This window comes from Chitinophaga sp. 05T412, assembly GCF_056396465.1.
This window is the reverse complement of sequence record NZ_JBFTLN010000016.1, coordinates 134776-157969: the sequence shown is the minus strand read 5'-3', so window position 1 is coordinate 157969 and position 23194 is coordinate 134776. Positions and strand designations below refer to the sequence as shown.

The following is a 23194-nucleotide window of genomic DNA, read 5'->3' as shown; positions in this document are numbered from 1 at the left end:
ATTTTGATTTTCCTACAAACCACCTCCCCGATTCTGTAGGAAAACTGTGTTTTATGCCCTAAATAAATCTCATAATATTATCATAACATTTGAAGCTTTTTTTTAATTCTCCTTTAAGCAAATCGTAACATTAAGTTAAAGAATGGGGAGTTTAAGCGATAGCATTTTCCTCCGATGCCGACGTTTATCAGAACCTAATCGTTTTGCCGGTACGAACTGATTCCCGGGCGGCCGACAAGATGCGTACCACTATCACGTTGTTAGCAGGCGCATATAAGCCGTAATCCGGCATTTTCAGGGTACCATTCAATACATCGATCAGGTAACGGAAAGGGTCTTCGTATACGGGTACATCTGTTGCGGTGATATGCCGGGTGGCGGCAGGGGTACGTTCGTTGTTTCGTTGTATCAATGTGTTTTTATCCGCAGCAATGAGGTATCCTTTGTCGCCATAAATCTCCATATCCTTGCGGCTGAATGTCCAGTTCCACGATGCCTGAATCGTACACTGTGCGTCGCCGTAATCTACGAGGATGGTAGCATCATCTTCCACTTTGGGATAGATCAGCGGTTTATAATGGCGTGCCACGGCAGTAACGGAAACGGGCATACGATTTTTCATCAGGCGCGTCATCAGGTTGGCGCCATAGCAGCCGAAGTCCATGAGGGCGCCGCCGCCATTCAGCACGGGGTCGGTGAGCCACTCCAGGAACTCCGGTCCGCAACCTATTTCTTTGGGGCCCTGGTGGCCATCGTTGATGGTCACTTTCCGGACCTGCCCGGCGAAGCTGCTATCTTCCAGCAGTTGGAAGGTTTTCGCCACGGACGGGTACCAGCTGGTTTCGTAGTCGGTGAGCAGGTGTATTTGATAGCGTCTGGCAATGGAATCCATCCATTGCGCATCGGCCACGGTGGTGGCCAGCGGCTTTTCCACCATGACGTGAATATGACGGGGTGCAGCCGCGGCCACCACATCCCGGTGTGCTTTAATGGAACCAAATGCCAGTACTGCAGCTGGTTTCACGGCATCCAGCATTTGGTCGAGACGGGTATAGAATATATTTTCCGGCAGGTGATATTGCCGGGCACGCAGCTTTGCTAACGCCGTATCCGGCTCATAAATACCTACGATGGTGATATCGCCTTTATCAGGGCGACCGAGAATGAAGGCCGCATGACCATGAGAAACACCGGCTACGGCTACACGTAATGGCTGTGCCAGGATGCTGCCCATGGCATGCATCAGCAGGAGAGTAAGTAGAACAACACGCATTCCTAAATCTAGGAAATATGTTTTGTTTCTACTAGTGTTTTAGTAAGATGGCTTCCACCCTTTGGCTTCCCAATAACCGATCACTGGCAGGTACGTACCGTACTTATGTTGTGCGGTAGAAAAAGTATCTGCAAAAGAACCTTTGTCGTAATCGATCGCTTTTTCCGCAATATGCGGATAATCGAAAACCGGTCTGCGTTAAATAGCATCCGGATAAAGCGCGATACGGTTTACACGATGAAAAGCAGTGCCGCTGTTGGTAACAATTTCCATTTCAAACAGCACTTCTTTTGTTACTGGGTCTATTTCCACAATACGTCCTCCGTTTCCGATAGAGGTAGGCACAATCATACCAGGACAAAACAGGATATGCCCTGTTTTGGGCAGGAGCTGCACGCTGGATATTGCCTGTGAAAAGCACTGCGCGCCTCTTTCCTGGCCATAGGACCAAACCTGTTGCACTGTTTTATTTAACACATCGATTTTGTATTCCACTACCCGGCTATAATTATTGGCGCCCGAACCAAAGTTGGGTACCCAGTTGCGGTTATACCCGTTGTCAAATACCAGTATATGATCTTCGGATAATACCACCGGCGTGTGGGGGCCCCAGGGCCAGTCAAAACCTGCCGTATGTGCGTCCCCGTTAATCACTGCCGGGTCAGTTACCAGCGACCCGCTTTCATCAACCGGTTTTAGCAGGTAAGGCTGATAGGCGGCGCCCCAATATTTATGCGGGGAAATGATCCATTGAATATTACCGGCGCGGGTAAAACGAAAAATCCCCTGGTAACGTGCGGTAGCCAGCAGGTCACTTCCAATTTCATTGATGGAATTGTTATGTGCCCAGTTGGTAGGATTCTGGGAATATTGTGGCGGTGTAATACCATCAGGCTTCACATAGCGTGCAGTATCCAGCATGTTAGCCAAATCCCACTCCTTTACAAGAGAGCCGGATGCCCGGTCCAGCTCTATAATATGGTCGTAAACGCGAGGATCTCCATTACGCAGGCGTGCGGCTGTTTTCGTGACGGTTACCAACAAATTTCCATTAGTAGCTTCTTTTACCTCATGATGAAAGGTATAGCCGAATTTTTGAAGATCCCATTGACGCAACAGGTTGCCAAACATATCGATTTCCACGATGCGTGGCTGCGACTGATCACCGGCGATGAAAGTGCCACTGTTGGTTCGCTTTAAGCCAATGGAGGCGGAAAGGTGCTGYAGATCGGGCGATGATTTAAACAGCAGCAACCACCGCAGCTCTCCTTCGTTATCGATCATATAGGGCAGGGATACATCGGCTTCAGACATTCCGGGGTAGTTGACGAGATTTACACCAGGTTCGATTTTTCCAGGTTGGGATTTTACCAGCTTCCATCTTGGGAAATCCTGTACGGCAAGTGGCGCGGTACGAATGTGTATTGTTGTACTACCACGTTCCCTGCCTATTCTATCCGTAAAAGTAAGGTCTACGATGTTGTCGTAGTTCGCATACAAGCCCAAAACAGGCACATTCTGGCGGGGCATATCTTCGTGGCATAAGTGTGTGATGGTGCCAGCGTCCCCGTTTTTGCCGTGCACAGTTACTTTTACCCGGCCATAAGTGGGCAGCCATACATTTACCAAGGCGGCCAGTGGATTGTAGCCGGATGGGTTGAGTTTTATGTCCTCCACGATATAATCGAGGCTTCCTCCTTTGGAAGGTACTACCAGGGTGGTTTTGTCGCTAAAGGTAAGAGTGGTACGCCAGTGCGCCGGATCGGGGGCAATGGCGGTAATGTCTTGTTGCGGAATGCGCAGGGAATCTGTTTGGTCAAAATCAAAAACATACACATCACCTTCTCTAATGATGGTGTCGAGCAACAGGCCTTTGTCGGTCAGGGCACTGATGGATTGTTTAGAGGCCATATTTGCCGGCCCTGCGTCCTTGTTACGTGAGCAGGAAAACATAAATAGTCCAACGCCAACCACTAAATAGGACAGGGCACGCTTCATTCTTTTCAAATGAAAATTTATACTTTTCGTTTTGTTAATCATTGCTATGGCTGTTAGAGCAAAAGTGCGAAGTGTATTCACCCCGCACTTTTGCATATTTTATTCTTACAATTCAATGAAGCAGCCGCACATTATCAACGAATATGCTATTGAATGCTGCAAAAAATTCCTAACGGCTTGTCAGCTGAAAACTGGATGGGCTCAAAATCCGCATTTCCTGTTCTGCTGACTACCAAGGGCTAATGAATCGGTACAGGGATAAAATCGGCTTAATTACCGGGGCAAAATGGTGTGTTGCTGGCATCGCTGGCAGTCATACATACAACGGAGAGAACGTCTCCCTCAATAAGTGTATAGCTTCCAAAATCTTTGTCAGGCAAACCACAATTCGGGCCTTTTTGCGGAATGAAACAACGATAGTTTGTAACGATTGAACCAGGGAAGTATCCCTGGATGTCGTAGGTCCCGGCCGGAATGTCTGAATAAGAATTAACACCGGAGCCTGTTGTAGGGAAATACAGGGTTCTTACAACTACTCCTCCCTGTTTGAGAAAAACTCCTGAAGTCGGTAAACTACCTCCTGTGGAGTTGTTGAGATTGATGGTGACGGTTCCGGTCACTTTTAATCTTTTAGGATGTACTGGTGTCTGGCCATGCGCTTTTTTACCTGTAGTTCCTGGAGTAGTAAAGCTGCTGATGCCGATAGCCAAACAAAGCAAAGTGGAGATAAAAACAAGATACTTCATAGTTTACTATTTAGAGTGTGAGAAAAAAGCAAATTATGGTGGTCTGATTTTCAGGGATACAAATTGGGAAAGCATGCTGCTTCCTGGTGCTGTAATACAGGAAAACAGCAGGCTATTCCCAATTTTATCTAATACGGTTTACCTCCACAGCGGGTTTTGCTGAATGGCCGTATTCGTATTTATTTCCGATTCCGGAATGGGCAGATAGAAGTGTTTAGGTTGGAAATTATTGGCGCCCTGTTTTTGGTTATTGATAAAAATCTGCTTCACTTCAGCAGCTGTGTACCAGCGTTTCAGGTCAAAGAAGCGATGTCCTTCAAAGAAGAACTCCAGTTCATCTTGTTTGATCACTTCTTTCATCAGTTCATCTGCATTGGCCCAGGTTTTATTTGCCAGGCCTGCCCGGTCGCGAATACGTTTCAGGCTGGAAGCAGCTCCTGCCAGATTGCCGTTTTTAGCACAAGCTTCTGCGTGTAATAATAACACTTCTGCAAAGCGAAACACGCGCAGGTTATTATTACGGTTTGCAGCATCATACATGCTATTGGAGCCAGCCTGGTTGATATAAAAATTGGTGTATTTCTTCAGTAAGAAACGACCTGGTTTACCATCTACATTAGGATAAGTTAATCCTGTATTCATTGACATCTTAGCCTGGGCCTGATCCCAAAGCCAGTCAAAATTATTATTACCAAACCAGGAACCATCAGTCAACCCAGTTTCGTAGTCAGAATATTTCCAGAAAAAGCTGGTGTACATACGTTTGTCGAAACGGGTATCTGATCCTGCGGGGCGCTGTTCGCTCACGAAATCACGTACGATCGAAATACCCGGCACTAATTTAAACCAGGCACCGGTACCAGCCGGTCCGCAGAAGTTGGGCAGTACAAATCCCAGCTGACCGGAGGGGGTATCATCTCCCCAGGTTGAGCCAGAACTCAATTTACCGTCATAGGATAATTCCCAAACTGATTCTTTATTGAGTTTGGTGGTTTCTTTAAAATTATCTTCAAAGTTTTCTACCAGGTCGTAGGTATAAGGTGCACTTAACAGGGCTTTTAGCTCAGTTTCGGCTTCGCCGTATTGTTTGGTATATACCAATGCTTTACCCAAATAGGCAATAGCGGCACCTTTGGTTACCCGGCCTGCTTCGCTGCCTGGTCTTGTTACAGGCAGGTCGTCTTTAGCTACTTTCAAATCGGCAATGACCTGTTTCCACACATCTGCTTCTGGTGAGGAAACTTTGTTATTCCCATCCGGGTCGTCCGCTACAGGTAACAACCGCAAAGGCACATCACCATAATTGGCTGCCAGTAAAAAATAGTACATACCCCGCAGGAAGCTGGCCTCACCGATCAATTGCTTTCTTTTATTGTCATCCATTTTCACCCTGCCAATATTTTTCAAAAACACATTGGCCCGGTTGATGCCGGTGTATAAGGTCCCAAAATCGCTTCCGGAGGTGCCGGCAGAGTTAAGGAAGTTAATATACTCCCAGGTAAAGGCTTCTTCACCGATCAAAAACCACATATCATCGGCCCGGTTCATTGTTTGATAACCGGAATAGGCGCCGTAATAACCCGACATCTGGTTACGGATGGGTGAATAGATCGTTGGAATAGCAGATACCGCATCTGACTCAAGCTGCCAATAGGTGTCTTCTACCGGAAGATTAGGGTTTGTTTTGTTTAGAAAATCTTTGCCACAGCTGCCCAAAAGCACAAGCACTGCGGCGGCTGCGGTATATGTTTTTATTGAACGTTTCATCGTTATCTTTTTTAAAGGAAGATTGTTATACCAAATGCCGTTTAAACATTAGAAATTAGCCTGTATGCCAAACATAATGGTGCGTGCCAGTGGAATACGGCCATAATCCACGCCGGCGGAGAAAACACCAGTATAATCACCATTATCACCATTGCTTTGTCCCAAATCCGGTGTATAGCCTTTGTATTTGGTGATGGTAAACAGGTTGTCTGCTGCCAGGAAGATGCGACCATTCTTCAGGGTAGCTTTGTTCAACCATTGTTTTGGCAAAGTGTAACCCAGCTCCAGTGTTTTCAGGCGAAAGAAAGCGCCATTTTCCAACCAGCGATCACTTACGCGGCGCTTGTTGTCATTGGGATCTTCCCGGGTATAACGGGGAATATCAGTATTGGTATTTGTAGATGTCCAGGAATTCAGCAAGGCGGCGGAATGGTTGTTTACCTCGTTGGTTTGTTCCATACGTGCCCGGGTATAATTGTAGATTTTATTACCGTACATACCATCAAAGAAAAAACCGATATCAAATCCTTTGTAATCCAGGTTAGCCCTGATACCATAGGCCAGTTTGGGGAAGGCGCTTCCTACGTATTGACGGTCATTGTTGTCAATCCGACCATCACCATTGAAATCTGTAAATTTAATATCGCCAGCTTTCGCATTGGGTTGTATTACCTGACCCTTGGCATTTTTGTAGGACTGTACTTCAGCATCTGACTGGAACAGCCCATCCGTTTTAATTAACCAGAAACCGCCAATGGGATAACCTACCTTAGCCCAGTTAATTACACCTTCTCCACGTGGGCTAATACCTTCAAACTGTTGTACATTACCCACAGTTACAGCTTTTACTTCGTTTTTAACAGTAGAAGCGTTGACACCAATGTTATAGTGTACGGCACCAATACTATTTCTATAGGTAGCTAAGAACTCAAAACCTTTATTGCTGATCGTTCCGGCGTTCATTACGGGTGAGCCACCAAGTCCTGTAGATGGAGGCTGATTGATGCTCAACAGAATATTCCTTGTTTCCCGCACATAATACTCAGCACTAATGGTGAGTTTATTTTTCAAAAAGGCCAGATCCACTCCTACGTTGCTGGTAGCGGTTTCTTCCCAGGTCAGGTTTCGGGGAGAAACCCAGTTAATACCGGTGCTGGAGCCCAGCCACAGGTTACCACCCTGAATATAGTTGATACCGTAGGTAGTGATACTCTGTGTAGTATAATTAGCGATGTCCTGGTTACCCAATCTACCATAGGAGGCACGTACTTTAAACTCGTCTATTGCATTTCTTACTGGTTCAAAGAAGCGTTCGTTCATCAGGTTCCAGCCTAAGGCGATAGAAGGGAATACGCCATAGCGATGCCCATCGGCAAACTTGGAAGAACCGTCCCGGCGCACCGATGCGGTCAACAGATAACGGCTGTCGTAGCTATATACCAGGCGTCCAAACTGGGATACCAGTGCAGCTTCCTGCAGGTTTCCGGAGGTAGATTGATCACCTAATGCACCTGCATCAATGGCATCCGTGCCCAAAGGAATATCTTTCCGGCCCACGCCAAAGTTCCTGTTGGAATTTTCCTGTGATGAATAACCTGCTAACAGGGAGATATTATGCTTCTTAAACGTTCTGTCGTAATGCAGGGTATGTTCCAGCAGCCATTGGTTATTAAAGAAGGCATTTTCGTTGAGGTAAGACTGGTTAAGTGCAGTACCAAAGGTATAGGCCAGGCCTCTGTTGTAATTTCTTCCGGAAGTGCGGTTGATACCGGCATTGATGCGATATTTCAGCCCTTTCACAAACAAATCTACTTCTGCATAACCATTCAGCATCATATCCGTTTGATATACGTGTTGATTGTGCTGGTTGATGTACCCCACCGGGTTTTCCAGGTTTTTCATCCATGGCGCGTAGGTAGCGTAGCCACCTACGGCAGTAGCATCGTAAATAGGCAGTAGGGCATTCTGACGCAGGACATCGGTGATGGTTAAATCGGAAAATTGCTTGTCGCCTGATTTCAATAAAAAGGTGTTACCTACACGGAAATGATCGTTGAAAAAGTTGAAGGTATTCTTAGCGCGTACGTTAAATGCCTTGTAACCGGTGGTTTTTAAAATACCCTGCTGATTCAGGTAACCAGCTGACACGTCGTAGGTAGAGTGTTCTCCACCGCCGGAAACATCTAGATTCACTTTATTAACAGGCGCGGTCTGGAACACTTCATCCTGCCAATCAGTATTGGCAGTAAAGCTTTCTGCCTGGGTAGGCAGCAAACCATATTGCTTTTCCATGGCCTTCCATTGCGGGCCACTCATCAGTTTCATTTTTTTGGGGAGGCTTTGCACGCCAGTATAGGCATTTACACCAATCGTGGGGGCTGAGTTTTTGTGTCCGCCCTTGGTGGTAATGATGACAACACCATTAGCCGCCCGTGAACCATAGATAGCTGCGGCAGAGGCATCTTTCAATACGTCTATGGAAGCAATATCATTGGGGTCTACCCAGTTAATGTCGGCAAAAACCCCATCAATCACGTAAAGCGGGGAATTGCTTCCCAGAGAGCTGAGACCACGGATATTGATACTCAAACCTGCACCGGGCGCGCCACCAGCATTGGCAACGGTTACACCAGCTATGCGGCCCTGTAAAGCACCAGCAGCGCTTTTAGCCAGGTTAGATTGTAAATCTTTACCAGTTACCGTAGCTACTGCACCTGTCAGATCTTTTCTCTTCACAGTTCCATAGCCTACTACGACCAGTTCATCTGTCAGTATGGCTCTTGGTTTCAGGGCAATATCCAGCTGTCCGGCAGCGGTCACTGTTTTTTCCATCGGTTCATATCCAACGAAAGAAACTACCAGTACACCGCCGTTATCTGGTAGTTGCAGGGTATAATTACCTTTGGCATCGGAGCTGGCGCCTTTAGTGGTTCCTTTCAGTACTACAGAAGCGCCGACCAATGGTTCATGAGTGGTGGCGTCCGTAATTTTACCAAATACGGAGATATTGGCTACCGGTGGGATCACTTCTTCCGTTTGCGGGGTAGGTTTTACAGAAAGGATAATGGTATTGTCGATGATGCTGTAATTTAGTCGCTTATTGAGCAAACATTTGCTCAATACGTACTCCAGGTCAGCCTGCACAACAGCCACAGATACCTTGTCGGTCTGCTCCAGCATTTCTGTATTATAAAAGAAGGTGTACCCGGTTTGCTTCCGGATTTCCTTAAACACCTTAGACAGCGGCACATTCCGCATGTTAAGGGTCAGTTTTTGCGAGTACCCGGTTGCACTTACCTGCATTGCCAGTACAAATAGCAAAAAAGCAGCTAGTTTCATAACTTTCAGCATTTGGGCCCATACCCTGGTCCTAAGGTATTTGCCAGCATGTCTAAATAGCATAGATTTGTTAAGTTTTTGGTGAGCGTTAAGCTGTTTAGGTCAAATAAGCGCATAACATGCCTACCAGACATTTCTGCCGGGGACGTTGCCGCGTTCCCGGTTTTTTTTGTCCGAAACATTATTATACGAAGATCCTGGTTGTTACATCCTTATAATTGGTGTGTTTATTTTACTTCAACGATGATTTCTTTTCCTGCAATTGTGTATTGTATCCCGGCCGTTTTTAAAATGTGTAACGCCTGGGATAACGTGGATTGTTTGCGGATAGAACCGGTGTAATGTTTATCCGGCACTTGTCCGCTAAATTTTATTTTGACATCATACCAGCGTGCCAGCTGTCTCATAACTGTGGTGATATCATCGTCATCAAATTCGAACATCCCTGATTTCCAGGCGATGGTTTTATCAACGTCTGCTTCGCCTACCGTCAGTTGCTGACTGCCTTTGGGCAGTGTGGCCTGTTGGGAAGGCGCCAGCACAACGCTGTTACCGGTTGATGTGGCTACTTTAATTTTTCCTGTTACCAGGGTGGTGTTGATGGCCTGCTCATCGTCGTAGGCCATGATATTGAAATCGGTGCCCAGTACGGCTACTTTCGGCCCATTGTTCACTTGTACCTGGAAGGGTTTTGCAGCGTTTTCTGCTACTTCAAAATATGCTTCTCCGCTGAGATATACGGTCCTGTCTTTTTCTACAAACTTTGTGGGGAACCGCAGGGAGGAAGCGGCATTCAGCCATACTTTGGTGCCATCGGGTAATACCAGCTGGAACTCTCCTCCTCTGGGGGTCGACAAGGTATTGAACACTACCTGACTGCTGGTGTTGCCGGCATCATGGTATACGAGTTTACCATTGTCTTTATTAATACGGGTACCATCTTTCTCTTTCAGGCCGTTGTTCTGGATAGCATCGAGCGATACTTCGGTACCATCGCCCAGTTGCAATCTGGMTTTGGGAGCGCCGGGTGCTACGTCCTGCTGAGCTATCGCAGTGTTAGCAGCTGGCGATGTATGCCGGTAACTGAACTGGTACCACAGGACGCCACCACCAATCAACAGCACTGCTGCGGCGGCTGCGCGCCAGCGATACAGCTGACGTACTTTATTTTTTGTGGTATTTGACTGATCAATATGTTCCTGTAACAGGGTTCTGAACTTACCCACTTCCACGTCTAACCGGCCCTGCTGGCCATTGATCACCTCAAAGGTATACCTGGCCCGGTCAAACGCGGTGCGCTTGTCCGGATTTTCAGTGATCCATTTTTCCCAATACTGTATGTGCTCCTCATTGGCGCCCATACAATAACTMAGGAAAGAATCGTCTAACAGGAAGTCTTCGGCGACGTTAAAATTTTGGTCCATTGTTACGTTGATAATAGGTAGTGTAAGAAAACGGGATTTATTCCCAAGAAAAAGGAAACTTTTTTTAAAAAAGTTTTTTACCGAGATAACCACATCAGGATCAACACTATCAACTCTATCGATAAACTTTTGAGGGCGCTGCCCAGGGTATTATAGGCGGTTTTGGTAGTAATCCCTACCCTTTTGCTAACTTCTTCCATGCTCAGGCCATCAAAAAAACGCAGTTGTACCAGTTCTTTTTGCCGGGGTGTCAGCGTGGCCAGGGCACGTTTTACTTTCTCTTTTACTTCTTCCGAGGTTTGCATCGCTACAATACATTCTTCATAGGAAAGCTCATGGGGGCTGCTGGTATCGGCATAGGCGTCTGCTGCCTCGCTGGATTTTCTGGACTGGCGGATGCTGGCAAAAATTTTACGACGCAGGTAAGTAAACAGGTAGGACTTTACATTATTCACGGCCGGGAGCTTGTGGCGCTGGTCCCATATTTCGAGGAACATGTCGTTAATGGCATCTTTCGTTATTTCTATATCCCCACAACTGCGGATACCATAGCCAACAAGATTAAAATACAGATGTTCGTATAGTGCTACCAGTGCTGTTTGTTCGCTTTCCCGGACCTGATTCCATAAATTAACGTGAACACCTGCCTCATTGGCCGGGGAGGCGGCAGATTGGTCTCGAAATGGTGTTAGTTGCTCACTGTTCATCAGTCGTACGCTATTTCATAAAAGTGGAATGGAGGGGGCATTCGCCACCATAGCGAATGCCGCTACTATCAACTCACCGCTATCTTTATCACTACTTTCTTTACCGGCATCGGCGTGCTTACCTTAATATTAGGCATATGCAGGTCGGTAGGAAAAAAGATGGCAAACATACCTTTCTCCAACCGGGAAAAGAACACCGGATTTTCTGCAAACAACTGGTAGTCGGCTGTTTCATCATAAGCTTTTGAAGGCGTTTGATCTTGCAGGAAATCATGTCCAATCAGTTCCGAACCGGATACAATATATTGTACATCGATGTACTTCTTGTGTGACTCCATCTGTTCTGTGGAAGCATCTACGGTATCATATTCATTGACAATCGCGAAAATGTTGGTACCGTCGATGTCGTATTTACCTTTCTCCAATGACGCCAGATCCGTTTKCGCCAGGTATTCAAAGGCCTTGATAAATTTAACGCCGAGGCGATAATAAAGATGAGCGTTCTGCAGTGTGTCCAGTATCATGCGTAGTAAAAAATGTATGAATCAATTGGCAAGATACTTTTTTTTCCATTTTACCCAACCTTTTGCTGTTAAGCCCCCGTTTACTTTATTAAATAACCTGAAATCATATGAAACATACGCCGCTCTATTTAATGGGGTTCATCCTGTTAACCTTCATCGTGTTCGGCTGCCGGAAACAAATGCAGTTGGACCCACTGGATAAGTCGTTAAAGAATTCCAGCTTTGCGAAAAAAGATTCCACGCATCCCGGGGATACCATCCACCATCCTGGAGATACGATCCCGCATCACCCTGGTGATACCATTCCACATCATCCGGGCGATACGATCCCGCATCACCCTGGTGATACGATTCCGCATCATCCTGGTGATACGATCCCACATCACCCCGGTGATACGATCCCGCATCATCCGGATTCTACCTGGCGTCGTCGGTAAACCACTCTCCGTTCCGCCTGCGGGACTGGCCCCATGACATAAAATTATTATACTCACAGCATTAACGTTGCCTTTGCAGTATGCGAAGGCAACTTTGCTATTTCTTACCATCCAGGAAACCACCCATTGGAAGATATTTCGCAACTGATAACAGCATGTGCTGACAACAATCGTTTAAGCCAGGAAAAGCTCTACTACAGGCTTTACCCAGCTCTTTTTTTACTATGCCGCAAGTTTTTCAGTGATAACAATGACGCATTGGAAGCACTGAACGACGGAATGATTTTAGTTTTCAGGCACATCAAAAAATATGATTCCTCCAAAGGAGCTTTTTTTAACTGGGCTTATACCATTGTCAGAAATGCGGCGCTGGATAAGCTAAAACAAAAAAAATGGCCGGAACATCAGGAGCTGGATAATTATCTGCCAGAAAAAAAAGAAAACCTGCTGGGCAAGCTGGAATGGAAAGATATCTATACACTACTGGACCATCTTCCGCCTGCCACCCGAACCATTTGCTCTTTATTTTACCTGGAAGATCTGTCTATTAAAGAAATCAGCGAACAGCTACAACTCAGTACAGGTACAATAAAATGGCATCTGAGTGAAACAAGAACCAGGTTAAAACCGGTATTTATAGCTTACTATCTGAATAAATAAATTACATCTGTGAGTGCAACTAATATAAACGACGATTATTTAAACGAGGAAGACTTGCCGATTCCTATTCCACCCGCGAAAGACGGATGGGCGGACATGGAGCGCAGGTTAAATGCAACGCCTCCTACGCTGCAGGTTAAAAGAAGTAGCCAGCTGTTATTGCGCGCGGCGATGATCGCCGGCATGGTAGCCGTTGTCAGCGCAGCATTGGCCGTTGCTTATCATTTTCTCTTCCATCCTCATCAGGAAAGTTCACTTGTTCCTGCCATCGTTGCACCTGATCATCGCAACCATACTGCCAATCACAATAGCACGGGAAGTATTTCAACCACTGATACCCTGCAGCAGTCTTCCATCTCCCAAAACAATTACCAGCCGCCGGCTTCCGCTACTCCGGCTACAAATGGAGTACAGCAGCCAGGTGCACCCCGTATTGACTTAAAAGAAAATAGTGCTGCTGATAGCGTTTCCGGTAAAGGAGTACTTCCTGCTGCTTCAGCAACAGTCGCTGGCAACAAGGGTTCCCATCCTGCTACCGGTACCGCTGCGACAACGACAAATGCACACACAGCCAGTACCCATCGCTCCCGCACCGCTGCCGCCACTTCCCATGGCAATAACGCCAACACAGCGGCTGCAAGTGATCCTGGCCGGATTGCTTCCAGAAACCCTCGCCGGAAAGGCCACCAAAAGTCTCCCACCACCTCGGCACAAAACGGAGATACACAAAGCGGTCCACATCATACATCTCCGGAAAAAAATAATGGAGATACCGAAAGTAGCCAGCGTAGTACATCTCCGGAAAAAAATATCCCCGACGGCAATACGCCTTCGCAAGCTGGTAACCCAGCCTCTATTACGCACAATACACTGCAATCATTGCCACTGGCCAATCATCAATTATTGACGAAACAACCGCCGACGGCCGTTGCCGCCAGCTGGCATTCCTCACACACGCGTGTGCTCCCGGAATGGCAACTGTTCCTGCAATGGCAACTGCCTGTTCCACTTACCGGCAGCAGCTATTATTTCAATGGTCCCAATGGCAGCAATCAGTTCTATCGTACACTGATACCGGGTATTCGCGGTATGAGAACATGGAATGCCAACAGCATCTCGCTGGACCTGATCCCATTCACTGCGCAAACGTATAACAGTCCGGTAATGAATACCGCTACAACGATGGGCCGCGACAGCTCCAACACCCGCGTGACAAATACTTTGCAGAAAGAATTCGGCGCCGGCGCTACCCTGCTCTATCACCGCCGCATTTTATCACACTGGCAAATAGCCGCTGGTATCCAGTTTAACTACTGGATGCAGCAATCTGTTAATCAGAAAACAGTGCATTACGCCCGCTGGACAGGCAATCCGGTAGATTCCAGCAACACAATACAAAAGGAGAGCATCCACCGGCCGGAATTGAAAGTACCGCTGGAAATATATTACAACGCGCCGCGCTGGCAGGCAGGCGTACGGATAGACGTACCGGTAGTCAGCAAGCGTGACAGTCTTACTTCGGATATTAAAACACCGGTACAGTTACAGCTGATGCTGCGGTATAAACTGCTGCCACGGCGTAAATCATCATTCAGGTAACAGGTATGGCTGTACGGCTTTTTCCCATATAGCATACCCCTGTTTGTTCATATGCAACATATCATCAAGGAATAATTCCTTGCGGGGCTGCCCGTCCTTATCCAGCATTTTTGAGTAGATATCTACGTACACCGTATTCTTCTCATTAGCCAGAAACTGTTTGATCAGCTCATTAGTTTGCTGTGCTTTATCGAAATAAGCAGCCCTGGAAGGACTGGGTTTTATGGAGATATAAATAAGGGGGATATCCGGTAGCTCCGCTCTGATCCGGGTGTACAAGGTATTAAACCGTTGCAGCAACGTATCTGCGTTGACGTTAGCGGCAGGCAAATCGTTTTCACCTACATATATTACAATTTGCCTGGGGGCATACGGGAAAATGATGCTGCCGGCGAAAAAGGTTACATCGTTGGTTTCCGCGCCACCAAAGCCACGGTTCAGCACTACATACCGGCTGAAATTCCGCTCCAGGTCGTCCCATTTCCGGATGGAGGAGCTGCCCACAAACAAAATAGGATGCGGCGGCGGTGCATAAATTTTATCATATTCCCGGATGGTATGGATATCGTTGGCAAACCGCGCCGGCGACTGCGCAAATAAGTAGCCACCGACATGCAACAATGCGCAGACTAAGAGTAACAAAGTTTTTTTCATAACAATTTAATGATTGCGGAACCGTTAAATTAGTCGAAAAAAACTAATTCAAAATAGACTATACGATGAATACCCACCCTGTGAATCTCGCCGTTCGTTTTATGCTTGAAATTGTTATGCTGATTGTATTAGGTTGCTGGGGCTGGCACCTGGGTACTGATTGGCTGCGTTATGTGCTGGCAGCCGGATTACCCCTGATAGCAGCATTCCTCTGGGGACAGTTCCGTATCCAGAATGATCCTAAACCGGCGCCTATCGCCATTCCCGGACCATTACGGCTCCTGCTCGAATGGGTGTTATTCGGCCTGGCGGTATACGGATTGCAGGTGCTGGGACATCCGCAACTCAGTATAGGCATGGCGATCATCGTTGTTATACATTACGCCGTTTCATACGACAGAACCTGGGTGATGCTGCAAAACAAGCCCTACAACGGATTTGTGGGCAAAACCATTATGGGACAAAAGCCTTAGAAATACCAGACCATTTCCGGTTCGATGCCCACATTTACGCTGGCGCCCTTTTTCAAGCGGGTATCCGTGGTTTTGATGGTCAGTAACTCCTCACCTATCGCTACAGTGGCTTCGAGATAGCTACCGTAAAAACTGAGGTCCTGGATTTTACCACTCACGGCATCCTTCTTTGTCCGCACCAATTTAACATCTTCCGGACGTACAAAGATATTTTTGCCATTGAGGGTGATGCCCGGCAATCCTTCCAGTATGGCGCTTTTAGCGGGAGATATCAGGTTATATTTACCAAATAATCCGGCTACATATTCATTCACCGGCTGGTTATAAATTTGTTGAGGTGTTCCTTTTTGTACAATTTCTCCGTCTTTCATCACCATGATTTCATCTGCCCATGGGAGAATATCCTGTGGGTCGTGCGAGATGAGCATACAGGTGATGCCCAGTCGCTCACCAATATCACTGATCACCTGCTTTAGGATGCTTTTATGAATCATGTCCAGGTTGGAGTACGGTTCGTCCAGTAAAAACAGTCTGGGTGAGGATATCAGCAACCTCGCCATAGCGATACGTTGTTTTTCTCCACCAGATAACTGGTCTGTTTTTCTTTTCAGCAGGTGGGAGATGCGGCAGATATCGTAGATCTCTGCGGCTTCCTCGTCTGTGAGTTTATTGGCATAAGAAAGAATCTCTTCTACGCGGTAGTTGTTTCTCAGTTCAAAATGCTGCGACAAATAAGCTGTACCTGGATGCCCTGGTATCAATACTTCCAGCGCACCCCTAACTCTTTTTCCTTCAAACATAACGGTGCCGGAATCTGCCTGTCCCATGCCACCCACAATTTTCATCAGGGAACTTTTGCCGGAACCGGTTTCACCTGCGATCACAATTTTCTGAAATTGCTGTTGTGTAAAGCTGACATCCTTTAGAATATAAGCGCCGTGCTGTTGTTTGCTGATATTGGAAACCTCAAGAAAATTCATGCGCGCAAGTTAAGTTTTTCCGGGCGCGATTTCAGCGATTTTAGCGATTTTTTGTCTGCGGGCGTCCTGCCCGCAGACAAAAAATCGCTAAAATCATCCGTTGTTAGTCGTTCCAGGCTTTCCGCAAGAAGCGCAGCCAGTTGCCATGCATTACATTTTCGATATCTGCCTGGCTATAGCCTCTTTTAGTCAGCAGGTCCGGCAGTTTTTGCATATCGGCAATGGTTTCCAGGTCGTATGGACATTGTTCTTTACCAAAGGCACCATCCAGGTCTGTGCCGATGCCCACGTGCAGGGCATTACCGGCAATCTGGCAAATATGATCCATGTGATCGATCATTTTTTCAAGATTGCAGCCTGCAGCTTCGGGGGTAGATTTTCCACGTACCCAGCCGGGTACCATCATCCACGCATCGAGTGCGCCGCCGATCACGGCGCCTTTCTGGACAAGGGTTTTGATCATGTCATCGCTGAACTGGCGGTTATGATTTACCAGTGCGCGACAGTTATTATGACTGGCCCAAACCGCGCCATTAAACAATTCCATGGCATCCCAGAACGCATCATCGCAGAGATGGGTAGCGTCGAGAATCATGTTCAGCTTTTCCATTTCTTTGATCAGCTGTTTGCCTTGTTCATTCAGACGACCAGTGGCATCCGTGCCATTTGCATATCGTCCGGGGCCGTAGTGGGCAGGTCCGATGGCGCGTAATCCTTTGTTATAGGCACGTTCCAGATATTTCAGGTCGATGATGGAATCAGCGCCTTCCAGGCTAAGGATGTAGCCAATTGGTTTGCGATCATTGGGTGTACCGTCATTCCATAGGGCCAGATGCTGTTCCAGTCCTTTGCGGTCTTTGATCATCACCATCTCTCCTTCGTCTTCCATGGCTTTGTACCAGGCCAGTTGTCCCTGAGTCTGGGCCCAGGCCTGTTCCGGTGAATGCCAGCCTGGCAGCGGATTATCCGGTGCTACATAACGGCCTATCTGGGTGGCTACTACCAGTCCTATATTTCCTTTTCTCAGCTCCGGGAATGCCACTACGCCTTTTGCGCGATCCGGCTTATCGGTTAATCCGGCTTCTCTGGCCCGGATGGCGGTGACAGGCTGTTTCAGGTTTCTGTTCCATTCCAGCGCGTTCATGCTGAGATCCAGGTGTGCATCTATCGTAAACATAGTTATTTCATTAATTAGCGTACAATTCTTCCGGACATACCGTTTTTCATCAGTTCAACTATTTCCGCGTGGCTTACAATGGCCCAGTCGCCGGGAATACTTTGTTTGATAGTACCGCAGGCCGTGGCAAAATCGATGACTTGCTGCGGTGCATCTCCGTTCATCAGGCTATACAACATACCGGCGGTAAAGGCGTCGCCTGTACCAATCGGGTCGGTGATTTCTGTGAGCGGAAACCCTTTCGCATAGTAAAACTGTMCTTCGTGTGCCAGGGCGCCGGTGTACCAGAGCTGTTGATCTTTTTGCCGGCGGAAACTCATGCCCAGCGTTTTAAGACGGGGCATTTTTGGCAACAATGCGGTGTAGCATTGCTCAAACCGTTGTTCCAATGGCAATGCCGTATCTGTGTCGATATCAAAATATACTTTCACGGCATCCAGGTCGGCTACGGTTACTTCACTATGTTGCAGTAGTCCCGGCATCACTTCCGATGGATGCTGGCCATACTTCCATAGTTTGGAGCGGTAATTAAAATCCGACGAGATGGTAATTCCCGCCGCTACTGCCGCTTCCAGCGCCTCCCGGCAAACAGCAGCTGCATTTTCAGATACTGCTGCTGCTACGCCGGACCAGTGAAAACAATGGCTATGTGCCAGGATCTCTTTCCAGTTGAGCTGCCCGGGTTCCAGGGCCGCATAAGACGTTCCCGTTCTATCGTAAATGACGCGGGTAGGCCGGATACTGTTGCCAGGTTCTGTAAAATACAGGCCCAGCTTATCGCCACCGAATAATACATGGTCGGTGTTCACTCCATGACTTCTCAGTTGTTGAATACCTGCCCAGGCGAGATCGTTGTCCGGCATACGGCTCACATAATCTGCGTGTATCCCTAACCTGGCCAGCAGTACACATACATTGGCTTCCGCCCCTGCATACCAGGCGGTATATCCGTCGGTTTGTTGAAATCGTTTGCCACCACTACTGTGCAGGCGCAGCAAAAATTCCCCGAAGGCGGTTACCCGAAGCCCTTTGTTACCATCCGGTTTCTGCATCATTAAATTATTTTGTTACCTGGATATTGCTGAACTATTTTTCAAAGTACTCTTTTTGAAACAAACTCCGCTAAATATCCAAATATACAAATCAACCGCTGTCTAGTATAATTCAAACAGTGCTTCTATTTCCACCGGAATATTATCAGGCAAAGAGCCGAAGCCGACTGCACTTCTTACGCCGATACCATTTTCGGCTCCCCATACTGCCGCAAACAATTCGCTGCAACCATTGATCACATATGGGTGACGCTCAAAATCGGGTGTACAGTTCACCATACCCAATACTTTGATGACGCGCTTTACTTTATCCAGGCTGCCTACATGTGTTTTAATCGTAGAAAGCATGGTTAAACCCACCTGGCGTGCAGCCAGTTTACCTTGTTCGATATCCAGTGCATCGCCTATACGGCCAATGATCAGTGACTTATCATCTTGCACGGGTCCATGACCAGAGAGATACAGGTATTTACCATCTATCAGAAATGGTTTATACACCCCTAATGGCGTCGGAGCCGGAGGCAATGACAGTCCCAGGGCCGCTAATTTCTCTTCTGCATGATTGTTTTCCATAGTTGCTGTTTTAGTTTTCTAAAAAATATGATTTGCTGATGTTGTACTATTATTTTTTTGAAAGATAGGTACCTATACGAACTTATCTAATATCAGTACTCCTATAAGTCCTACGGTACCTACAATGGTTTCCATAACCGACCAGGAATACAAAGTATGTTTAATGCTCAGGTTAAAATATTCCTTAAACAGCCAGAAACCTGCATCATTCACGTGCGAAAACATCAGGCTCCCCGCGCCTATTGATAATACCATGAGGTTGGGGTTTACATGTCCCTGCAACATCAGTGGAGCTATCATTCCAGCAGCGGTAAGGCCGGCAATAGTAGCAGAGCCAACACAGGCCCTGATAATAGCAGCGGCTAACCAACCCAATATCAGTACGGGAATATGCCAGGATTGCATGGCGTTCGCAATCTGTAAACTCACCCCGCTATCTGCAAGTATTTGTTTCAATCCGCCGGCCCCTGCCACAATTAATATGATCATAGTAATATCCCGGATCGCATCTGCATAGATCCCCATAATTTCCTTTACAGGCCTTTGCTGGCAAATACCCAGCGAAAAGGTGCCTACCAGCAACGCAAACAGCATTACGGTGGGGGCGTCTCCTGCAAACAATATCCAACGATGGGCCACTGTGTTTTCCTGGTTGAAAAAGTGAGCTAACAACGTTGTGAAGATCAATAGTAATACTGGCAACAAAGCAGTGATAAAACTATTCATTTTTCCTGGTAAAGGCGTATCATTTACTTCCTGTTGCTGAAACAAAGCAGCAGGCGATGCAGGGATATGCTTCAGATACCTTGAAAAAACAGGGCCGGCCAGTATCAATGCAGGAATAGCCACTACCAGCCCATACAACAATGTCAATCCCATATTGGCATTAAACTGTGCTACCAATGCAGTAGGCGATGGATGTGGCGGCAGAAACCCATGCGTAATCGACAATGCCGCCAGTGCCGGCAATCCAATATATACGGCTGGTAATTTATACTGGTATACCACGGAGAAAATCAATGGCACCATCAATACAAAGCCTACCGTATAAAACAACGGGATGCCGATAATAAATCCAGCAACCATCAATGCCCACTGGAGATATTTTTCGCCGAATAGTTGCATCAGGGTGTTGGCAATCTGGCGGGCCGCACCACTTTCCGCCACCAGTTTGCCCAGCATGGCTCCCAGTACAATAACGCTCAGCAACCCTCCTATGGTGTCGCCTATACCTTTTTGCAGGGAAGCAGAAATTTTATCAGCGGGTATCCCTAATAGTAACGCTGCCAACACAGATACCAGGAGGAAAGCAATAAAGGGATTCAGTTTGCACCAGGTGAGCAAAACAACGAATACCAACATGCAAAATATTACTATCAGAAAAGACATATCAATCACTTTTGGCTGTAGCGGCAGGCTGTCGGACTGTAAGCTGGCAGCCGTAGGCGTTTCGCGGAATTTTGTTTTAGCAGATAGCGGTGAGCTTTTTACTTTGTCTGATGGTGAATGGTAATTGGCTAATGGTTATTGGCTCACCGCTAATGGCTTAATCAATTATAATTTCATCTATCAATAACTGGCTGTTACCACCTGCGCCGTATTCGCCTTCCGGTATCACGCCTTTGTTGCGGGCCACCACTTTTACATACCGGGCCTTCACCGGTTTTACCGGCAGGCGTATGGCATTGATGCCATTTACCGGAAAATCAGTGGCGATAGCGAGTGGTGTAAAATGAGTCCCATCATTAGAGATCAGGAACTCAAGCACAGTAGGCGGCCACATTTTCTGCCAATGATAATTCAGACAATTGGCCCCTACCTGCTGAATAGATTGTTCACTGCCCAAATCAATCACTGCTTCCAGATCCCGTTTGCTGAAGCCCAGCCACTGTTGATCATTGTAGCGGTTAGATCCTGCAATACCATTTACCAGCAAGCTGGCATCACCAGTATATTTGGTATTAGGCGTTTCCTTTAATGTAATAGTAGCGCCAGTCGCTTTATTGATCGTAAACGACTGATGAAATAGTCGTTGCGTACGTTGTTGTTGTTGATACAATACAGCTTTGAGCGTGCTGCTTTTGGTGAGTCGTACCGGGTGTTTATACGCGGGACTCTTAGCGCCGGGCATACTGCCATCCGTAGTATAACGGATAGTAGCGGCAGCGTCTGTACTATACAGTGCAATGTATAATTGTCCTTTCGCGAGGCTGTCTATACTGTAATTTATTTCATCGAAATTATTCGCCGCAGCAATATGTTGTGCGCGCAACAATGGCTGCTGCGCTTTTACCCGGATGCGGAAATCAGCATCATCTCTCACGCTTTGCGGCGACCAGGCCCTTTCTGCCACCGCCAGCAAACGTGGATAGATCATGTACTGCGCCTGTTGCTCGGTATCCAGGTATTCACTCCATATTTCCCCCTGCATGCCCGAAATATAAGGAAGCAATGCGGTATCACCTGCGGCGTGTAGCGGATCGTAATGATATACTTCTTCCAAAGGCGTATATCCGCCGGCGGCTACTTTTTCTTCGGGGTATAAAGACTGATAATGATCGAAATACAGTTCATCTTCCGGTGTCATGATCACGTGATGCTGTTGCCTGGCTGCGGCAATGGCGCCGTCTACACCTCTCCAGCTCATCACGGTGGCACCGGGCGCCAGTCCGCCTTCCAGTATTTCATCCCAGCCAATTATCTTCCGGCCTTTGCTGTGTACGTATTCACTGATTCTTTTGATAAAGTAGCTTTGTAGTGCGTGCTCATCTGCCAGGTGTTCCTGTTTCATACGCAGCTGACAGGCGGGGCAATGCGCCCATCTTACCTTTGGGCATTCATCCCCACCGATATGGATATACGTAGAAGGGAACAATTGTATCACTTCATCCAGTACGTCTTGCAGGAAAGTAAAGGTGCTATCGTTTCCTGCGCAAAACACATCATCAAATACCCCCCAGAACTGCGCGGTTTTATACGGTCCTTTTGTGCAACCCAGCTCGGGGTATGCGTTGAGCGCTGCCAATGCGTGACCGGGCATTTCAATTTCCGGGATCACGGTAATATGTCTGGCAGCGGCATAGGCAATCACTGCTTTCACTTCTTCCTGCGTATAATATCCGCCATATTTTTTCCCATCAAATACGTGGGGCAATTCTTTCTTGTGTCCAATCAGAGTTTGGTCCCGCCACGCAGCGATAGACTGCAGTTTGGGATACTTTTTTATTTCAATGCGCCAGCCCTGATCATCGGTCAGGTGCCAGTGAAAGTTGTTGATTTTATACAGTGCCAGCTGATCAATAAACTGTTTGATAAAGTCAACCGAAAAGAAATGGCGGCTTACATCCAGGTGCATGCCCCGGTAGCCGAAGCGGGGATAGTCGTGTATCACTGCTCCCGGCAACACCAGCTTAGTAGCATTTTGTTGCTGCCATAACTGTCGTAGTGTGGCAATACCCCGTACGATGCCGGTAGCATTGTACGCGGTGATGGTCACCTGTTCTCTGGTAATATGCAGCAGGTATTCTTCGGGCTGTTTTACGAGGATGGTATCCGTATGTAATACGATACGGTTACTGCCGGGTTGTGCTGTCAGCGGTAATGCTTTCTTTGTTTGCTGCTGAATATATTCCTGTAGCAGCGTGGCGGCGCCTTCATTGCCAGGATCTGCCAGCAGCGTGGTGTTGGGAGTTAGCTGAAAGCTATCCGTATTATAAGTAGCACTCACTGGCAAAGGAACCAAGGCTGCCTTTGCGGCAGCCTTATTCCTCTGTGACATTGTTGTGTTACAAACCCCTACTAATATTGATAA

General features: G+C 47.2%; 19 protein-coding genes. 4 read left to right on the top strand and 15 right to left on the bottom strand.

Features of this window, described 5'->3' with window-relative positions; all coding sequences use genetic code 11:
• Nucleotides 1-187 precede the first annotated feature (187 nt).
• The 8 genes from AC1DFM_RS28325 to AC1DFM_RS28290 form a co-directional block, all read right to left on the bottom strand.
• Nucleotides 188-1273: a Gfo/Idh/MocA family protein gene (locus tag AC1DFM_RS28325; protein ID WP_477080145.1), complete on the bottom strand. Its 1086-nt coding sequence runs from the start codon at nucleotides 1271-1273 to the stop codon at nucleotides 188-190.
• Nucleotides 1274-1471: 198 nt separating this feature from the next.
• Entirely contained in the window at nucleotides 1472-3271 is a 1800-nt protein-coding gene (locus tag AC1DFM_RS28320) for an aryl-sulfate sulfotransferase (RefSeq protein ID WP_477080144.1), read from the bottom strand.
• A gap of 269 nt (nucleotides 3272-3540) precedes the next feature.
• The gene (locus AC1DFM_RS28315) at nucleotides 3541-4017 is read right to left on the bottom strand and encodes a hypothetical protein (RefSeq protein ID WP_477080143.1); all 477 of its coding nucleotides are present in this window, start codon (nucleotides 4015-4017) and stop codon (nucleotides 3541-3543) included.
• A gap of 138 nt (nucleotides 4018-4155) precedes the next feature.
• Nucleotides 4156-5784, bottom strand: a complete 1629-nt coding sequence (locus AC1DFM_RS28310; RefSeq protein WP_477080142.1) for a RagB/SusD family nutrient uptake outer membrane protein — start codon at nucleotides 5782-5784, stop codon at nucleotides 4156-4158.
• Between the two features lie 48 nt (nucleotides 5785-5832).
• Nucleotides 5833-9123: a TonB-dependent receptor gene (locus AC1DFM_RS28305; RefSeq protein ID WP_477080141.1), complete on the bottom strand. Its 3291-nt coding sequence runs from the start codon at nucleotides 9121-9123 to the stop codon at nucleotides 5833-5835.
• 227 nt (nucleotides 9124-9350) lie between these two features.
• Nucleotides 9351-10547, bottom strand: coding sequence for a FecR family protein (locus tag AC1DFM_RS28300; RefSeq protein ID WP_477080140.1), 1197 nt, complete (start codon nucleotides 10545-10547; stop codon nucleotides 9351-9353).
• A gap of 77 nt (nucleotides 10548-10624) precedes the next feature.
• Nucleotides 10625-11254 carry an RNA polymerase sigma factor gene (locus AC1DFM_RS28295; protein WP_477080139.1) on the bottom strand — a complete coding sequence of 210 codons (630 nt, stop codon included), beginning with the start codon at nucleotides 11252-11254 and terminating at the stop codon, nucleotides 10625-10627.
• Between the two features lie 68 nt (nucleotides 11255-11322).
• Entirely contained in the window at nucleotides 11323-11778 is a 456-nt protein-coding gene (locus AC1DFM_RS28290) for a NanQ anomerase/TabA/YiaL family protein (protein ID WP_477080138.1), read from the bottom strand.
• A gap of 107 nt (nucleotides 11779-11885) precedes the next feature.
• Between AC1DFM_RS28290 and AC1DFM_RS28285 the strand changes: the two genes are divergently transcribed.
• From AC1DFM_RS28285 to AC1DFM_RS28275, 3 genes are all read left to right on the top strand, one after another.
• On the top strand, nucleotides 11886-12215 hold the full coding sequence (locus AC1DFM_RS28285) for a hypothetical protein (RefSeq protein ID WP_477080137.1): 330 nt from the start codon (nucleotides 11886-11888) through the stop codon (nucleotides 12213-12215).
• Nucleotides 12216-12341: 126 nt separating this feature from the next.
• Nucleotides 12342-12875, top strand: coding sequence for an RNA polymerase sigma factor (locus AC1DFM_RS28280; RefSeq protein WP_477080136.1), 534 nt, complete (start codon nucleotides 12342-12344; stop codon nucleotides 12873-12875).
• Between the two features lie 9 nt (nucleotides 12876-12884).
• On the top strand, nucleotides 12885-14474 hold the full coding sequence (locus AC1DFM_RS28275; RefSeq protein WP_477080135.1) for a hypothetical protein: 1590 nt from the start codon (nucleotides 12885-12887) through the stop codon (nucleotides 14472-14474).
• Here AC1DFM_RS28275 and AC1DFM_RS28270 read toward each other — a convergent pair.
• Complete coding sequence (locus tag AC1DFM_RS28270; RefSeq protein WP_477080134.1) at nucleotides 14463-15128, bottom strand: GDSL-type esterase/lipase family protein; 666 nt, start codon at nucleotides 15126-15128, stop codon at nucleotides 14463-14465. The two genes, AC1DFM_RS28275 and AC1DFM_RS28270, sit on opposite strands and share 12 nt — an antisense overlap.
• Nucleotides 15129-15193: 65 nt before the next feature.
• Here AC1DFM_RS28270 and AC1DFM_RS28265 point away from each other — a divergent pair, with 65 nt between their 5' ends.
• Nucleotides 15194-15601 (top strand): YrdB family protein, encoded by a 408-nt coding sequence (locus tag AC1DFM_RS28265; RefSeq protein ID WP_477080133.1) that lies wholly within the window; start codon nucleotides 15194-15196, stop codon nucleotides 15599-15601.
• On the opposite strand, the gene AC1DFM_RS28260 is transcribed toward AC1DFM_RS28265, so the two are convergent.
• From AC1DFM_RS28260 to AC1DFM_RS28235, 6 genes are all read right to left on the bottom strand, one after another.
• Entirely contained in the window at nucleotides 15598-16581 is a 984-nt protein-coding gene (locus AC1DFM_RS28260; protein ID WP_477080132.1) for an ABC transporter ATP-binding protein, read from the bottom strand. The genes AC1DFM_RS28265 and AC1DFM_RS28260 overlap by 4 nt on opposite strands.
• 103 nt (nucleotides 16582-16684) lie before the next feature.
• Nucleotides 16685-17758, bottom strand: a complete 1074-nt coding sequence (locus tag AC1DFM_RS28255) for a dipeptidase (RefSeq protein ID WP_477080131.1) — start codon at nucleotides 17756-17758, stop codon at nucleotides 16685-16687.
• A 14-nt stretch (nucleotides 17759-17772) separates the two neighbouring features.
• A complete protein-coding gene (locus AC1DFM_RS28250; protein ID WP_477080130.1) occupies nucleotides 17773-18813 on the bottom strand; it encodes a PfkB family carbohydrate kinase in 1041 nt (346 codons plus the stop codon).
• A gap of 99 nt (nucleotides 18814-18912) precedes the next feature.
• Nucleotides 18913-19383: a RidA family protein gene (locus AC1DFM_RS28245; RefSeq protein WP_477080129.1), complete on the bottom strand. Its 471-nt coding sequence runs from the start codon at nucleotides 19381-19383 to the stop codon at nucleotides 18913-18915.
• 72 nt (nucleotides 19384-19455) lie between these two features.
• A complete protein-coding gene (locus tag AC1DFM_RS28240) occupies nucleotides 19456-20772 on the bottom strand; it encodes a gluconate:H+ symporter (protein ID WP_477080128.1) in 1317 nt (438 codons plus the stop codon).
• Nucleotides 20773-20929: 157 nt separating this feature from the next.
• Nucleotides 20930-23161 carry a glycoside hydrolase family 20 protein gene (locus AC1DFM_RS28235; protein ID WP_477080127.1) on the bottom strand — a complete coding sequence of 744 codons (2232 nt, stop codon included), beginning with the start codon at nucleotides 23159-23161 and terminating at the stop codon, nucleotides 20930-20932.
• Nucleotides 23162-23194 lie beyond the last annotated feature (33 nt).

Coding starts and splice junctions, on each gene's coding strand:
- AC1DFM_RS28315 (WP_477080143.1), bottom strand. CDS start 4,017: ATGAAGTATCTTGTTTTTATCTCCACTTTGCTTTGTTTGGCTATCGGC.
- AC1DFM_RS28295 (WP_477080139.1), bottom strand. CDS start 11,254: ATGAACAGTGAGCAACTAACACCATTTCGAGACCAATCTGCCGCCTCC.
- AC1DFM_RS28310 (WP_477080142.1), bottom strand. CDS start 5,784: ATGAAACGTTCAATAAAAACATATACCGCAGCCGCCGCAGTGCTTGTG.
- AC1DFM_RS28270 (WP_477080134.1), bottom strand. CDS start 15,128: ATGAAAAAAACTTTGTTACTCTTAGTCTGCGCATTGTTGCATGTCGGT.
- AC1DFM_RS28265 (WP_477080133.1), top strand. CDS start 15,194: ATGAATACCCACCCTGTGAATCTCGCCGTTCGTTTTATGCTTGAAATT.
- AC1DFM_RS28305 (WP_477080141.1), bottom strand. CDS start 9,123: ATGAAACTAGCTGCTTTTTTGCTATTTGTACTGGCAATGCAGGTAAGT.
- AC1DFM_RS28260 (WP_477080132.1), bottom strand. CDS start 16,581: ATGAATTTTCTTGAGGTTTCCAATATCAGCAAACAACAGCACGGCGCT.
- AC1DFM_RS28240 (WP_477080128.1), bottom strand. CDS start 20,772: ATGTCTTTTCTGATAGTAATATTTTGCATGTTGGTATTCGTTGTTTTG.
- AC1DFM_RS28325 (WP_477080145.1), bottom strand. CDS start 1,273: ATGCGTGTTGTTCTACTTACTCTCCTGCTGATGCATGCCATGGGCAGC.
- AC1DFM_RS28235 (WP_477080127.1), bottom strand. CDS start 23,161: ATGTCACAGAGGAATAAGGCTGCCGCAAAGGCAGCCTTGGTTCCTTTG.
- AC1DFM_RS28255 (WP_477080131.1), bottom strand. CDS start 17,758: ATGTTTACGATAGATGCACACCTGGATCTCAGCATGAACGCGCTGGAA.
- AC1DFM_RS28285 (WP_477080137.1), top strand. CDS start 11,886: ATGAAACATACGCCGCTCTATTTAATGGGGTTCATCCTGTTAACCTTC.
- AC1DFM_RS28245 (WP_477080129.1), bottom strand. CDS start 19,383: ATGGAAAACAATCATGCAGAAGAGAAATTAGCGGCCCTGGGACTGTCA.